Annotated in this window: 16 protein-coding genes; 1 reads left to right on the top strand and 15 read right to left on the bottom strand. The window is 60.3% G+C overall.

What is annotated here, in order from left to right; genetic code table 11:
- Positions 1-17 precede the first annotated feature (17 nt).
- The 10 genes from iscX to trmJ form a co-directional block, all read right to left on the bottom strand.
- Entirely contained in the window at positions 18-218 is a 201-nt protein-coding gene (gene iscX / locus BFQ00_RS25375; protein ID WP_003238461.1) for a Fe-S cluster assembly protein IscX, read from the bottom strand.
- Positions 219-232: 14 nt separating this feature from the next.
- The gene (fdx, locus tag BFQ00_RS25370) at positions 233-574 is read right to left on the bottom strand and encodes an ISC system 2Fe-2S type ferredoxin (protein WP_057723961.1); all 342 of its coding nucleotides are present in this window, start codon (positions 572-574) and stop codon (positions 233-235) included.
- A gap of 3 nt (positions 575-577) precedes the next feature.
- Entirely contained in the window at positions 578-2,440 is a 1,863-nt protein-coding gene (gene hscA, locus BFQ00_RS25365) for a Fe-S protein assembly chaperone HscA (RefSeq protein WP_065935091.1), read from the bottom strand.
- A gap of 53 nt (positions 2,441-2,493) precedes the next feature.
- The gene (gene hscB / locus BFQ00_RS25360; RefSeq protein WP_065935090.1) at positions 2,494-3,015 is read right to left on the bottom strand and encodes a co-chaperone HscB; all 522 of its coding nucleotides are present in this window, start codon (positions 3,013-3,015) and stop codon (positions 2,494-2,496) included.
- A gap of 8 nt (positions 3,016-3,023) precedes the next feature.
- On the bottom strand, positions 3,024-3,347 hold the full coding sequence (gene iscA, locus BFQ00_RS25355; RefSeq protein WP_003175963.1) for an iron-sulfur cluster assembly protein IscA: 324 nt from the start codon (positions 3,345-3,347) through the stop codon (positions 3,024-3,026).
- A 28-nt stretch (positions 3,348-3,375) separates the two neighbouring features.
- Complete coding sequence (iscU, locus tag BFQ00_RS25350) at positions 3,376-3,762, bottom strand: Fe-S cluster assembly scaffold IscU (protein WP_003175965.1); 387 nt, start codon at positions 3,760-3,762, stop codon at positions 3,376-3,378.
- Positions 3,763-3,861: 99 nt separating this feature from the next.
- On the bottom strand, positions 3,862-5,076 hold the full coding sequence (locus tag BFQ00_RS25345; RefSeq protein WP_057723964.1) for an IscS subfamily cysteine desulfurase: 1,215 nt from the start codon (positions 5,074-5,076) through the stop codon (positions 3,862-3,864).
- A gap of 50 nt (positions 5,077-5,126) precedes the next feature.
- A complete protein-coding gene (gene iscR / locus BFQ00_RS25340; RefSeq protein WP_003194020.1) occupies positions 5,127-5,618 on the bottom strand; it encodes a Fe-S cluster assembly transcriptional regulator IscR in 492 nt (163 codons plus the stop codon).
- Positions 5,619-5,918: 300 nt separating this feature from the next.
- A complete protein-coding gene (gene cysE / locus BFQ00_RS25335; protein ID WP_065935089.1) occupies positions 5,919-6,701 on the bottom strand; it encodes a serine O-acetyltransferase in 783 nt (260 codons plus the stop codon).
- Positions 6,702-6,703: 2 nt separating this feature from the next.
- The gene (gene trmJ / locus BFQ00_RS25330) at positions 6,704-7,474 is read right to left on the bottom strand and encodes a tRNA (cytosine(32)/uridine(32)-2'-O)-methyltransferase TrmJ (protein WP_065887476.1); all 771 of its coding nucleotides are present in this window, start codon (positions 7,472-7,474) and stop codon (positions 6,704-6,706) included.
- Between the two features lie 145 nt (positions 7,475-7,619).
- Between trmJ and suhB the strand changes: the two genes are divergently transcribed.
- Positions 7,620-8,435, top strand: a complete 816-nt coding sequence (gene suhB / locus BFQ00_RS25325; RefSeq protein WP_003175971.1) for a type III secretion system regulator SuhB — start codon at positions 7,620-7,622, stop codon at positions 8,433-8,435.
- Between the two features lie 220 nt (positions 8,436-8,655).
- Here suhB and BFQ00_RS25320 read toward each other — a convergent pair whose 3' ends face one another.
- The 5 genes from BFQ00_RS25320 to tgt all read right to left on the bottom strand — a co-directional run bounded on the left by BFQ00_RS25320 (position 8,656) and on the right by tgt (position 13,677).
- On the bottom strand, positions 8,656-9,198 hold the full coding sequence (locus tag BFQ00_RS25320; protein ID WP_005791197.1) for a glycine zipper 2TM domain-containing protein: 543 nt from the start codon (positions 9,196-9,198) through the stop codon (positions 8,656-8,658).
- Positions 9,199-9,321: 123 nt separating this feature from the next.
- Positions 9,322-10,236: a protein translocase subunit SecF gene (secF, locus tag BFQ00_RS25315; RefSeq protein WP_065892375.1), complete on the bottom strand. Its 915-nt coding sequence runs from the start codon at positions 10,234-10,236 to the stop codon at positions 9,322-9,324.
- Between the two features lie 9 nt (positions 10,237-10,245).
- Entirely contained in the window at positions 10,246-12,117 is a 1,872-nt protein-coding gene (secD, locus tag BFQ00_RS25310; RefSeq protein ID WP_065935088.1) for a protein translocase subunit SecD, read from the bottom strand.
- 62 nt (positions 12,118-12,179) lie between these two features.
- Positions 12,180-12,518: a preprotein translocase subunit YajC gene (yajC, locus tag BFQ00_RS25305; protein ID WP_003175975.1), complete on the bottom strand. Its 339-nt coding sequence runs from the start codon at positions 12,516-12,518 to the stop codon at positions 12,180-12,182.
- Positions 12,519-12,561: 43 nt separating this feature from the next.
- Positions 12,562-13,677: a tRNA guanosine(34) transglycosylase Tgt gene (gene tgt, locus BFQ00_RS25300; protein WP_170827596.1), complete on the bottom strand. Its 1,116-nt coding sequence runs from the start codon at positions 13,675-13,677 to the stop codon at positions 12,562-12,564.
- Between the last annotated feature and the right edge of the window lie 3 nt (positions 13,678-13,680).

Here is a 13,680-nt window from a genome sequence, read left to right as displayed (position 1 = left end):
CTGCGTAATAAGGCGGCTCAGTCTGCTTCTTCGATCCACAGGCCTTGAATCGCCTCCAGGACCTTTTCGCCACCCCGATCAGGGATGTCGTCAAAATCCGGCAGTTCCATTACGAGGTTACGCAGCTTGACGAAGTTCACCGTAAGAGGATTGACCTCAGGATGAGCTTCAGCAAGTTGTATAGCGATTTCTTGTACATCAACCCATTTCAGGCTCATGACAGTTCCTTGAATCAATGCGGCGCTTCGGCCGCATGGTTGAGCGAATATTTCGGGATTTCGACCGTGATGTCTTCAGTGCCGACCTTTGCCTGACAGCTTAGACGCGAAGTGGCTTCAAGGCCCCAGGCGCGATCGAGGAAGTCCTCTTCCAGCTCATCAGCCTCTTCAAGGCTGTTGAAGCCCTCGCGAATGATGCAATGACAAGTGGTGCAGGCGCACACACCGCCGCAGGCGCTTTCGATTTCGATGTGGTTGTCATGGGCAACTTCGAGAATGGACTTGCCGGTCTCAGCCTCCACGACCATACCGTCCGGGCAATGCTCGGCGTGTGGCAGAAAAATGATCTGCGGCATCAGTTAATCCTCGAGTTCATTCAGGTTGCGTCCCGCCAGGGCGGCTTTTACCGACTGGTCCATACGACGGGCGGCAAAGGCATCGGTCACTTGCGACAGACGCTTGGTCTGCTGCTCGATGGCGTAGCCATCGGTGCCTTTCATCAGTTCGGCCAGCTCCTGCATCTGCAGGTCGATGACCATGCGTTCCTCGGCATCCAGCAAGCGCTCGCCATCGGCATCCAGGGCGCCCTGCACCGCTTCGAGCAGGCGCTGGGCATCGACTTGCTGCTCACGCAGCACGCGAGCGACCTTGTCGTCGCCGGCATATTGGAACGAGTCCTTGAGCATCTTGGCGATTTCACCGTCAGTCAGGCCGTAGGACGGCTTGACCTGGATACTGGCCTCGACGCCCGAGCCCAGTTCACGGGCCGCCACGCTGAGCAGGCCGTCGGCGTCGACCTGGAAGGTCACGCGAATCTTCGCCGCACCCGCGACCATCGCCGGGATACCGCGCAACTCAAAGCGCGCCAGGGAGCGGCAGTCGCTGATCAGCTCGCGCTCGCCTTGCAGCACATGAATCATCATGGCCGTCTGGCCATCTTTGTAGGTGGTGAAATCCTGGGCGCGGGCGACGGGAATGGTGGTGTTGCGCGGAATCACTTTCTCCATCAGGCCGCCCATGGTTTCCAGGCCCAGGGACAACGGAATCACATCGAGCAGCAGCAGTTCGCCGCCATCGCGCTTGTTGCCGGCCAGGGTATCGGCCTGGATCGCAGCGCCAATAGCGACCACCTGGTCCGGGTCGATTTCAGTCAACGGCTGGCGGCCAAAGGCTTCGGCGACGGCGTCACGCACGCGCGGAACGCGGGTGGAACCGCCGACCATGACCACGGCACCCACGTCTTCCAGCTCGATACCGGAATCACGCACCGCACGGCGGCAGGCCTTGAGGCTGCGGGCAACCATCGGTTCGATCAACGCATCGAAGGCTTCGCGGGTCAGCTGGGCCGACCAGCTACCGTAGGAAACTTCAACGGTAGCAGCGTCCGTCAGCGCTTCCTTGGCAGCGCAGGCGGCTTGCAGCAGGTTGCGCTGAGCGCCTGGGTCCAGGTCGGCAGACAAGCCGGCACTGCTGATGATCCAGCCCGCGATGGCATGGTCGAAGTCATCGCCACCCAGGGCGCTGTCGCCACCGGTGGCCAGCACTTCGAACACACCGCCGGTCAGGCGCAGGATCGAAATATCAAAGGTGCCGCCGCCCAGATCATAAATGGCGACCAGGCCTTCGGCGTGCTGGTCCAGGCCGTAAGCCACGGCGGCAGCGGTCGGCTCATTAAGCAAACGCAACACGTTCAGGCCGGCGAGCTTTGCCGCATCCTTGGTGGCTTGGCGCTGCGCGTCGTCGAAATACGCCGGAACCGTGATCACCGCACCAACCAACTCGCCGCCCAGGGTGGTTTCCGCACGCTGGCGCAGCACCTTGAGGATATCGGCCGACACTTCCACCGGGCTTTTCGGGCCCTGGGCGGTGTCGATGAACGGCATATGCGATTCACCGCCGACAAAGCGGTACGGCAGCTGGTCGCCCAATTGCTTGACGTCGGACAGACCACGACCCATCAAGCGCTTGACCGACAACACGGTATTGAGGGGGTCGGAGGACGCTGCCAGCTTGGCCGACTCGCCGACTTCGATACGGTCGGCGTGATAGCGCACGGCGGACGGCAGGATGACTTGGCCATCGGCATCGGGCAACGGTTCGGACAGGCCGCTGCGCACGGCAGCAACCAGGGAATTGGTAGTGCCCAGGTCAATCCCGACCGCCAGGCGACGCTGGTGCGGTTGAGGGCTTTGACCGGGTTCGGCGATTTGCAGTAGAGCCATGGTAATCAGGTCTTATCTGTCTATCAGGCGTGCATCACGGGCAGCACACTGGGTTAATCGTCGAGGCGCTCTTCTAGCTGGCGCACTTCGTAGGTGAGCTTGTCGAGAAACTGCATGCGCCGCATCAGGCGTTCGGCCTGTTCGCGTTGCGCAGCATCATCCCAACAGGCTGCGAAGCTTTCGTTGAGCTCATCCTGGGCCGCCTTCAGACGACGCTTGAAGACCGCGACGCCAGCCACATCGGCTTCGTCCTGCAAGTCTTCGAGTTCTTCGCGCCATTGCATCTGCTGCATCAGGAAGTCCGGGTCATGCACGGTGACTTCCATCGGCAACTCGCCGCCCTTCATCGCCAGCAAATAACGCGCGCGTTTCGGGGGGCTTTTGAGCGTCTGATAGGCTTCGTTGAGGCTGGCCGATTGCTCCAGCGCCAGGCGTTGCTCACGCTCGGAAGCGTCAGCGAAGCGGTCCGGATGCACGCCACGCGCCAATTCTCGATAGCGCGTGGCAAGCTGGTCGAGGTCCAGGCGAAAGCTCGGCTGCAGCTCGAATAAAGCGAAATGACAAGGAGTACCCACAAGAAGCCTCAGATGTTGAAGCTTTCGCCGCAGCCACATTCACCGCGCACGTTGGGGTTGTTGAACTTGAAGCCTTCGTTCAACCCTTCCTTGACGAAATCGAGCTCGGTGCCGTCCAGGTACGTCAGGCTTTTCGGGTCGATGATCACTTTCTCGCCGTGACTTTCAAACACCTGGTCTTCCGCAACCACCTCGTCGACAAACTCCAGCACGTAGGCAAGGCCGGAACAGCCCGTGGTGCGAACACCCAGACGAATCCCCTCACCTTTACCGCGCCCATTCAGGGAGCGGCGAATGTGCTGCGCTGCCGCTTCTGTCATGCTGATAGCCATCGTTGACTCCTTACTCGTCGCCAAATACTTAGATCAAGCCTTTCTTCTGCTTGTAGTCGCGAACGGCCGCCTTGATGGCGTCCTCGGCGAGTACCGAGCAGTGAATTTTCACCGGCGGCAGGGCCAGTTCTTCGGCCAGCTGGGTGTTGCTGATGGTGACAGCCTCATCCAGGGTCTTGCCTTTCATCCATTCGGTCGCCAGGGAGCTGGAGGCGATGGCCGAACCGCAGCCGTAGGTCTTGAACTTGGCGTCCTCGATAACGCCGGCGTCGTTGACCTTGATCTGCAGGCGCATCACATCGCCGCACGCCGGAGCGCCGACCATGCCAGTGCCGACATCAGGGTCTTCCGCGTTCATCTTGCCGACGTTGCGCGGGTTTTCGTAGTGGTCGATGACCTTTTCGCTGTAAGCCATGGTACTGAATCCTCACTCATCAGGGCCGCTCTGGAACCCTGTAGAAACGCCTGCGTTTTCCGCCACGTTGCTACAGAGCTGGGGTGGCGGCTTCTATATTTAGTGTGCCGCCCACTCGATCTTGGAAATGTCGACACCGTCTTTGTACATGTCCCACAGCGGCGACAGAACGCGCAGCTTGTTGACGGCTTCGCAGACTTTCTGCGCGGCGTAGTCGACTTGCTCTTCAGTGGTGAAGCGGCCGAAGGTAAAGCGGATCGAGCTGTGTGCCAGTTCGTCGTTGCGGCCCAGGGCGCGCAATACATACGAAGGCTCAAGGGACGCCGAGGTGCAGGCCGAACCGGACGAAACCGCCAGGTCCTTGAGCGCCATGATCAGCGACTCGCCTTCGACATAGTTGAAGCTCAAATTCAGGTTGTGCGGTACACGGGCGGTCATGCTGCCGTTGATGTACAGCTCTTCAAGGTTCTCGACCTGCTTGTAGAAGCGGTCACTCAAGGCCTTGATGCGCACGTTTTCGGCAGCCATGTCTTCCTTGGCCACACGGAAGGCTTCGCCCATGCCGACGATCTGGTGGGTCGCCAGGGTGCCCGAACGCATGCCGCGCTCGTGACCGCCGCCGTGCATGGTGGCCTCGATACGTACGCGCGGCTTGCGGCTTACGTAGAGGGCGCCGATGCCTTTAGGACCGTAGGTCTTGTGGGCGGAGAACGACATCAGGTCGACTTTCAGCTTGGACAGGTCGATATCGACCTTGCCGGTGGACTGAGCGGCGTCGACGTGCAGCAGGATGCCCTTGGAGCGGGTCAATTCGCCAATCGCTTCGATGTCGTTGATGGTGCCGATTTCGTTGTTCACGTGGATCACGGAAACCAGGATGGTGTCTTCACGCAGCGCGGCTTCGATCATGGCCGGGGTGACGATACCGTCGGTGGTTGGTTCGAGGTAGGTGACCTCAAAACCTTCACGCTCCAGTTGGCGCATGGTGTCGAGGACAGCCTTGTGCTCAATCTTGGTGGTGATCAGGTGCTTGCCCTTGGTCGCGTAGAAATGCGCCGCGCCCTTGATCGCCAGGTTGTCGGACTCGGTGGCACCGGAGGTCCAGACGATTTCGCGCGGGTCGGCACCAACCAGATCGGCGACCTGGCGACGAGCGTTCTCGACCGCCTCCTCGGCTTTCCAGCCGAATACGTGGGAACGGGAGGCCGGGTTGCCGAAGTTTCCGTCAACCAGCAGGCATTCGCTCATCTTTTGCGCGACACGCGGATCAACCGGGGTGGTCGCTGAGTAATCAAGGTAAATCGGCAATTTCATGGACTTTCTCCTAAATCAGGCTGGCTGGCGCGCCGTTAGCTCTGCGGCTGTCACTCGACGGCGGACGCTTCGATCTTGTCCAGACGCGGCGCCTTGGTGTTGCAACGGCGCTGGTCCTGACGCTGGGCTACTTCTTGCACCTCACGGCGAGTCACAAGATCAGCCAAGCTGATACCACTCAAAAACTCATGGATCTGCAGGCTCAAGTCACACCACAAGTGGTGCGTCAGGCAGGTGTCACCGGCATGGCAATCACCCAGGCCCTGGCATTTGGTCGCGTCAACGGATTCGTTGACCGCGTCGATCACCTGGGCTACCTGGATGCCCTGCATATCGCGGGACAATTGATAGCCGCCACCTGGGCCTCTCACGCTGGAAACCAGATTGCTGCGGCGCAATTTGGCGAACAGCTGCTCGAGGTAGGACAGGGAAATGCCTTGGCGCTCGGAGATATCGGCCAGGGACACCGGCCCAGTTTGCGCGTGCAAAGCCAGGTCGAGCATGGCAGTCACCGCGTATCGGCCTTTTGTAGTCAGTCTCATGGACAAGTACCAAGGTGTTTCAGAATGGGAGCAAGTATGCGATTCCCGAGTATTTAAGTCAACTATAAGACCTAGTACTTTAGTCAGGATTACCCGTAAAAAGGGCGCGCGAATCATAGCAGGCTGGGGTGGGGACGAACAGCGTCACCGGATAACCTGCGATGCCAGACACAATGAAGGTCAAATGTGGGAGGGGGCTTGCCCCCGATAGAGGTGGGTCAGTTGCCAAATAGGCCGGCTGATCCACTGCAATCGGGGGCAAGCCCCCTCCCACAGGGGATCTCTGGTGATTTCGAGATCTCAGCCTGCCTTGGTGGCGGTATCGTCCTTGATCTCGGCGAAATCCTCTTCGCGCAGCTCAGGCAGATCCTTCGCACAGTACGGGCTGCCCAGGTCCTTCAGGGCACCACACATGCCCTCCAGCTTGCCATCCACCGCTTGCAGGTGGTCGAGCAACTGGCCAATGGCACGCGCCACCGGGTCAGGCATGTCTTCGCTGACGCCATAGGCATCAAAGCCGATCTTCTCGGCCATGGCCTTGCGCTTGGCCTCCTGCTCGTCGCCGACTTCCGGCTTGACGATGATCCGGCCCGGAATACCCACCACCGTCGCACCGGGCGGCACAGCCTTGGTGACCACGGCATTGGAGCCAACCTTGGCACCCGCACCGACCGTGAACGGGCCAAGCACCTTGGCGCCCGCGCCCACCACAACACCGTCGCCCAGCGTCGGGTGGCGCTTGCCTTTATTCCAGGTGGTCCCGCCCAGGGTGACACCCTGATAGAGCGTCACGTCATCGCCAATCTCGGCGGTCTCGCCAATCACGATGCCCATGCCATGGTCGATGAAGAAGCGACGGCCGACCTTGGCGCCGGGGTGAATTTCGATCCCGGTCAGCCAGCGCCCGAAGTTCGACACCAGCCGCGCCAGCCATTTCCAACCCATGCCCCACAGGGCGCCGGACAGGCGGTGAAGCCAGATCGCGTGCATGCCGGGGTAGCAGGTCAGCACTTCAAAGGCGTTGCGCGCCGCCGGGTCACGGTGGAAAACACTCTGGATATCTTCTCGCAAACGCTCGAACATTTTTAATCCTTCCGCTTAAGCAGCTCGCCACGGGCCGCTTTCTGGGTTTCCGTGAGGATGCCACGCAATATATTCATTTCTGCCCGGCTGACCGAGCTGCGTCCGTACAACCGGCGCAGGCGCGCCATCAAGTGCCGTGGCTTTTCAGGATCGAGGAACTCGATGGCCACCAGGGTCTGCTCCAGGTGCTCATAGAATCGCTCCAGCTCGTCCATCGTGGCCAGCTCGCCACTTTTGGTCGACGCCACTTCGTCCTTCTCCATCTTGCTCGGCTGGCCCTCAGCCGCCAACCAGGCCATGCGCACTTCGTACGTCAGCACCTGCACCGCCGCACCCAGGTTCAGCGAACTGAACTCAGGGTCTGATGGAATGTGCACGTGGTAATGACATCGCTGCAGTTCTTCATTGGTCAGGCCGGAGTCTTCACGGCCAAACACCAGGGCGATTTCTGCGCCACCGGCCGCCTCTTCCACCACTTTGGTACCGCACTCACGCGGGTCCAGCAATGGCCAGGGAATGCGGCGGTCGCGGGCGCTGGTGCCGAGCACCAGGTTGCAGCCGACCAAGGCGTCTTCCAGGGTGGCGACAACCTGGGCGTTTTCCAGGATGTCATTGGCGCCGGATGCGCGGGCATCGGCCTCATGGTGCGGAAACACACGTGGCTCGACCAGCACCAGCCGCGTCAGCCCCATGTTTTTCATGGCTCGCGCCACCCCACCGATGTTGCCGGGATGACTGGTATTGACCAAAACGACACGGATGTTTTGCAGCAAGGGAGGCGCTCTCGGACACGGGAAAGGGGAGCAAATCTTACAGAAGCGCTTAGGGTTATGCCACGAAAGCTAACGTCGCCCTTCACCTGAAGAAAGTTTCTGCTAAACTGCCCGGCTTTCTTTAACAACCTTAGGTGACCTATCCATGCAGCCCATGCTGAATATCGCGCTGCGCGCCGCCCGCAGCGCCAGTGAATTGATCTTCCGCTCCATCGAGCGCCTGGATACCATCAAGGTCGACGAAAAAGACGCCAAGGATTATGTGTCCGAGGTGGATCGCGCCGCTGAACAGAAAATCATCGACGCCCTGCGCAAGGCCTACCCTACCCACGGCATCCTCGGCGAAGAAACCGGCCTGCACAAAGGCAGCGGCGAAGGCGAAGACTACCTGTGGATCATCGACCCACTGGATGGCACCACCAACTTCCTGCGCGGCATCCCGCACTTTGCCGTGAGCATTGCGTGCAAATACCGCGGCCGCCTGGAACACGCCGTGGTGCTGGACCCGGTTCGCCAGGAAGAATTCACCGCCAGCCGTGGCCGTGGCGCCCAGCTCAATGGTCGCCGCCTGCGTGTCAGCGGCCGCACCAGCCTGGACGGCGCCCTGCTGGGCACCGGCTTCCCGTTCCGTGACGACCAGATGGACAACCTGGAAAACTACCTGGGCATGTTCCGCGCCCTGGTCGGCCAGACTGCGGGCATCCGTCGTGCTGGCGCAGCGAGCCTGGATCTGGCCTACGTTGCCGCCGGTCGTTTCGATGCGTTCTGGGAGTCGGGCCTGTCCGAGTGGGACATGGCTGCGGGCGCCCTGCTGATTCAGGAAGCGGGCGGCCTGGTGAGCGACTTCACCGGCGGTCACGACTTCCTGGAAAAAGGCCACGTGGTTGCCGGCAACACCAAATGCTTCAAGGCAGTGCTGACGGCGATCCAGCCGCACCTGCCGGCTTCGCTGAAGCGTTAAGCGAGCGGGCACAAAAAGCACCCCGAGGGGTGCTTTTTTATGCCTGGGATTTGAGCCAGGCCCATCCATCAGCAGCAATACAGATCAAATGTGGGAGGGGGCTTGCCCCCGATTGCAGAGTGTCAGTCAACCAAGCATCAACTGATCCACCGCTATCGGGGGCAAGCCCCCTCCCACATGTTGAATTGCACAGCTTTTTGAATCTGTACCTGGCCCTGGATTACTGCTGGTTCTGGCCCAGGATCAGACGCCCTTCCTTGTCCACCGGAATCTGGCCGCCTGGATCACGCTCCATACGCACGGTACCTTCCTTGCCATCCAGGTTGTAACGTACGTCGTAGCCCACAACCTTGTCGCTGATGTCATTCACGGTGTTACAGCGAGTCTGGGTAGTGGTGTAGGTATCGCGGTTCTGCATACCTTCCTGAACCTTGTTACCCGCATAACCGCCACCGACCGCCCCGGCGACCGTTGCCAGCTTCTTGCCGTTACCACCACCAATCTGGTTGCCGAGCAGGCCGCCTGCCAGCGCACCTACGACGGTACCGGCGATTTGATGCTGATCCTGCACCGGACGCTGCCGGGTCACGGTGACATCCTTGCAGACCTCACGCGGGGTTTTAATCTGGGTTTTTACCGGCTGTACCGCCAGCACTTGCGCATACTCAGGGCCGCTTTTTACCAGGCTGTAGGTGGCAACAGCGCCCCCGGCAGTCACACCGACAGCACCCAATACCGCACCAACCAGCAACGACTTGTTCACGTTGAACCTCCTGACCATCACAAGCGGACCGAAAGATCCGCGCTATACCCAGCCTTGGAGCAAAAAAAAAGGCACGAGTTCAATCTCGTGCCTTTCTTCGTACCGCCGATCAACAAACGCCCATCAAGGACGGTCGTCGACCTCCTTGCCAGTGCTGGCCGGAGGGATCAGGTCTTCGCTGTTGAGGTTCAGCCAGATCAGTACCACGTTGGCGATGTAGATCGACGAATAGGTACCGGCCAGAACACCGATGAACAGCGCCAGGGAGAAGCCCCACAGGTTGTCGCCACCGAAAATCATCAGTGCCGCGATCGCCAGCAACGTGGAGATCGACGTCGCCATGGTCCGCAGCAGGGTCTGGGTGGTGGAGATATTGATGTTCTCGATCAACGTGGCCTTGCGCAGTACACGGAAGTTCTCACGAACCCGATCGAATACCACGATGGTGTCGTTGAGCGAGTAACCAATGATCGCCAGCACAGCCGCCAATACGGTCAGGTCGAAGGTGATCTGGAAGTACGCCAGGATACCCACGGTGACGATCACGTCGTGGATCAGCGACACGATGGCGCCGACCCCGAACTTCCACTGAAAGCGGAAGGCCAGGTAGATCATGATGCCGACCAGCGCCATCAGCATGCCGAGGCCGCCCTGGTCGCGCAGCTCTTCACCCACCTGCGGGCCGACGAACTCGACGCGCTTGACCGAGGCCGGGTTGTCGCCGCCGACCTTCTGCAAGGCCTCGGCAACCTGGTGACCCAGTTGCGGGTCTTCGCCAGGCATGCGCACCAGCAGGTCGGTAGTGGCGCCGAAGCTCTGCACCACCGCCTCGTGATAGCCGGCCTTGACCAGCTCATCGCGTACCAGGGTGACGTCGGCCGGCTTCTCGTAGGTCAGCTCGATGAGCGTACCGCCGGTAAAGTCCAGACCGTAGTTCAGGCCCTTATGGAACCAGCTGAACAACGCCAGAACGGTAAGGAGCACGGTGACGCCGAACGCAACGTTGCGAACGCCCATGAAGTTGATTGTACGTAACATGGCAGCCCCTTAAATCCACAACTTCTTGAAGTCACGCCCGCCAAAGATCAGGTTGACCATTGCGCGGGTCACCATGATGGCCGTGAACATCGAGGTAAAGATACCCAGGGACATGGTCACCGCAAAACCTTTGACGGGGCCTGTGCCCATGGCAAAGAGAATCCCGCCGACCAGCAGAGTGGTCAGGTTGGAGTCGAGAATCGCGGTAAATGCCCGGCCGAAGCCTTCGTTGATTGCACGTTGTACGGTCATGCCCGCCGCGATCTCTTCACGGATCCGCGAGAAGATCAGCACGTTGGCGTCCACCGCCATACCCATGGTGAGGACGATACCGGCGATACCCGGCAGGGTCAGCGTGGCACCCAGCAGCGACATCAACGCCAGCAGCATCACCATGTTGCCCGCCAGGGCCACGGTGGCGATGATGCCGAAGAAGCGGTAGATGGCAATGATGAACAGCGACACGAACAACATGCCCCACAGCGCCGCATCGACACCCTTGGTGATGTTGTCGGCACCCAGGCTCGGGCCGATGGTACGTTCTTCAGCGAAGTACATCGGCGCAGCCAGGCCACCGGCACGCAGCAGCAGGGCCAGTTCCGAGGATTCGCCCTGGCCGTTCAGGCCAGTGATGCGGAATTGCGCACCCAGCGGCGACTGGATGGTCGCCAGGCTGATGATCTTCTTCTCTTCCTTGAAGGTCTGTACCGGCACGTCTTTCTCGACGCCGTTGACCATCTGCTTGGTGTAGGTGGTAACCGGGCGCTGCTCGATGAAGATCACCGCCATGCTGCGACCGACGTTGCTGCGCGTGGCGCGGCTCATCAGCTCGCCGCCGTGGCCATCCAGGCGGATGTTCACTTCAGGTGAGCCGTGCTGCGAGTCGAAACCGGCCTTGGCATCGGTCACCTGGTCGCCGGTGATGATCAAGCCACGCTCGATCAACGCTGGAGGACGGTTGCCTTCACGGAACTCAAACTCTTCGGAAGTCGCACGGGTAGCACCCGGCTCAGCCGCGAGGCGGAATTCCAGGTTGGCGGTTTTACCGAGGATACGCTTGGCTTCAGCGGTGTCCTGCACGCCCGGCAGTTCAACCACGATGCGGTTGGCGCCCTGACGTTGCACGATCGGCTCGGCCACACCCAGCTCGTTGACGCGGTTACGTACCGTGGTCAAGTTCTGCTTGATGGAGTACTCGCGGATTTCCGCGATCTTGGCCGGGCTCATCGCCAGACGCAGTACAGCCTGGCCATTGAGGTCAGCCGGTACGATGTCAAAGTCGTTGAAGTTCTTGCGGATCAGCGCACGGGCCTGTTCGCGGGACGCTTCATCAGAGAAGCCCAGCTGGATCGCGCCGTTGAGCTGCGGCAGGCTGCGATAACGCAGTTTTTCTTTGCGCAGCAGGCTCTTCACATCGCCTTCATACACTTTCAGGCGTGCGTCGAGGGCCTTGTCCATGTCGACTTCCAGCAGGAAGTGCACACCACCGGACAAGTCCAGACCCAGCTTCATCGGGTGCGCGCCAATGCTGCGCAGCCATTGTGGCGTGGTCTGTGCCAGGTTCAGCGCGACAACATAGTCGTCACCCATGACCTTGCGTACGACATCCTTGGCCGGCAATTGGTCTTCTTGCTTGGTCAGGCGCAACAAGCCGCCTTTGGAACCAGCTGCCAAGGTTGCCGCTTTAACCTGGATGCCCGCGTCAGTCAGCGCTTTGCTCGCGCGTTCCAGATCAGCCTGATTGACCTGCAGCGAAGTGCTGGCGCCAGAGATCTGGATCGCCGGGTCATCAGGATAGAGATTGGGAGCGGAATAAATAAAACCGATCGCCAGCACCGCCAGGATCAGTACGTATTTCCACAGAGGGTATTTGTTCAGCATCACGCCGCCCGCTTATAACGCGGGGCGCCTTGCGCGCCCCGTCGATTGGTAAAGGTTGTTACTCAGATCGCTTTGAGCGTGCCTTTTGGCAGCGTGGCGGCGATGGCGCCCTTCTGGAACTTCATTTCCACAGTGTCGGAGACTTCCAGAACCACGAAAGCATCGGAAACCTTGGTGATTTTGCCGGCGATGCCGCCGGTGGTCACGACTTCGTCACCTTTCTGCAGGCTGCCCAGCAGGTTTTTCTGCTCTTTGGCGCGCTTGGCCTGTGGACGCCAGATCATCAGGTAGAAGATGACCAGGAAGCCGACCAGGAAAATCCACTCAAAACCACCGCCCATCGGGCCGGCAGCAGCAGGCGCGGCGGCGTCAGCCATGGCGTTAGAGATAAAAAAGCTCATTTAGCACTCCAGTTGCAAATAGTGAATCTTAGGGTCGGGAAACTCAGTCCAAGGGCGGCACAGGGAGCCCGCGCTTGGCATAGAAGGCATCGACGAAGGCGGCCAATGTACCCTGTTGAATAGCCTCGCGCAAACCAGCCATCAGGACTTGGTAGTGACGCAAATTGTGGATGGTATTCAACATGCTACCCAGCATTTCCCCGCACTTGTCCAGATGGTGCAGATAAGCACGGGAGAAGTTCTGGCAGGTGTAGCAATCGCAGGTCGGATCGAGCGGCGAATCATCATGGCGATGGAACGCGTTACGGATCTTCAGCACGCCTGTATCGATGAACAGATGCCCATTGCGGGCATTACGGGTTGGCATCACGCAATCGAACATGTCCACACCGCGGCGCACACCCTCTACGAGATCTTCCGGTTTGCCAACGCCCATAAGGTAACGAGGTTTTTCTGCGGGCATCAGGCCCGGCAGGTAATCCAGCACCTTGATCATCTCGTGCTTGGGCTCGCCCACCGACAGACCGCCGATGGCCAGGCCGTCGAAGCCGATCTTGTCGAGGCCTTCCAGCGAGCGCTTGCGCAGGCTTTCATGCATGCCGCCCTGCACAATGCCGAACAGCGCCGCCGTGTTGTCGCCGTGGGCATTCTTCGAGCGCTGGGCCCAACGCAACGACAGCTCCATGGAGATGCGCGCCACGTCTTCGTCAGCCGGGTACGGCGTGCACTCGTCAAAAATCATCACGATGTCGGAGCCCAGGTCGCGCTGCACCTGCATCGACTCTTCAGGGCCCATGAACACCTTGGAACCGTCCACCGGCGAGGCGAAGGTCACGCCCTCCTCCTTGATCTTGCGCATGGCGCCCAGGCTGAACACCTGGAAACCACCGGAGTCGGTGAGGATCGGGCCCTGCCACTTCATGAAGTCATGCAGGTCGCCATGCTTCTTGATCACTTCCGTGCCCGGGCGCAGCCACAGGTGGAAGGTGTTGCCGAGGATGATCTCAGCGCCGGTGGCGACGATGTCACGGGGCAGCATGCCCTTGACGGTGCCGTAGGTGCCGACCGGCATGAACGCCGGGGTCTCCACGGTGCCGCGCGGGAAGGTCACGCGCCCACGACGGGCTTTACCGTCGGTGGCCAATAATTCAAACGACATACG

It is taken from the genome of Pseudomonas sp. 28 E 9, assembly GCF_900004785.1.
GTDB classification, from domain to species: Bacteria; Pseudomonadota; Gammaproteobacteria; order Pseudomonadales; family Pseudomonadaceae; genus Aquipseudomonas; species Aquipseudomonas orientalis_A.
Note: the sequence above shows the minus strand (reverse complement) of the source record. Positions and strands in the feature narration are given on the sequence as shown.

Bases quoted from the DNA above. Each gene is read 5' to 3' on its own strand.
- iscA (WP_003175963.1), bottom strand. From the start codon at position 3,347: ATGGCTATCAGCATGACAGAAGCGGCAGCGCAGCACATTCGCCGCTCC.
- secD (WP_065935088.1), bottom strand. From the start codon at position 12,117: ATGCTGAACAAATACCCTCTGTGGAAATACGTACTGATCCTGGCGGTG.
- iscX (WP_003238461.1), bottom strand. From the start codon at position 218: ATGAGCCTGAAATGGGTTGATGTACAAGAAATCGCTATACAACTTGCT.
- iscR (WP_003194020.1), bottom strand. From the start codon at position 5,618: ATGAGACTGACTACAAAAGGCCGATACGCGGTGACTGCCATGCTCGAC.
- fdx (WP_057723961.1), bottom strand. From the start codon at position 574: ATGCCGCAGATCATTTTTCTGCCACACGCCGAGCATTGCCCGGACGGT.
- BFQ00_RS25345 (WP_057723964.1), bottom strand. From the start codon at position 5,076: ATGAAATTGCCGATTTACCTTGATTACTCAGCGACCACCCCGGTTGAT.
- cysE (WP_065935089.1), bottom strand. From the start codon at position 6,701: ATGTTCGAGCGTTTGCGAGAAGATATCCAGAGTGTTTTCCACCGTGAC.
- iscU (WP_003175965.1), bottom strand. From the start codon at position 3,762: ATGGCTTACAGCGAAAAGGTCATCGACCACTACGAAAACCCGCGCAAC.
- secF (WP_065892375.1), bottom strand. From the start codon at position 10,236: ATGTTACGTACAATCAACTTCATGGGCGTTCGCAACGTTGCGTTCGGC.
- tgt (WP_170827596.1), bottom strand. From the start codon at position 13,677: ATGTCGTTTGAATTATTGGCCACCGACGGTAAAGCCCGTCGTGGGCGC.
- hscA (WP_065935091.1), bottom strand. From the start codon at position 2,440: ATGGCTCTACTGCAAATCGCCGAACCCGGTCAAAGCCCTCAACCGCAC.
- suhB (WP_003175971.1), top strand. From the start codon at position 7,620: ATGCAGCCCATGCTGAATATCGCGCTGCGCGCCGCCCGCAGCGCCAGT.
- yajC (WP_003175975.1), bottom strand. From the start codon at position 12,518: ATGAGCTTTTTTATCTCTAACGCCATGGCTGACGCCGCCGCGCCTGCT.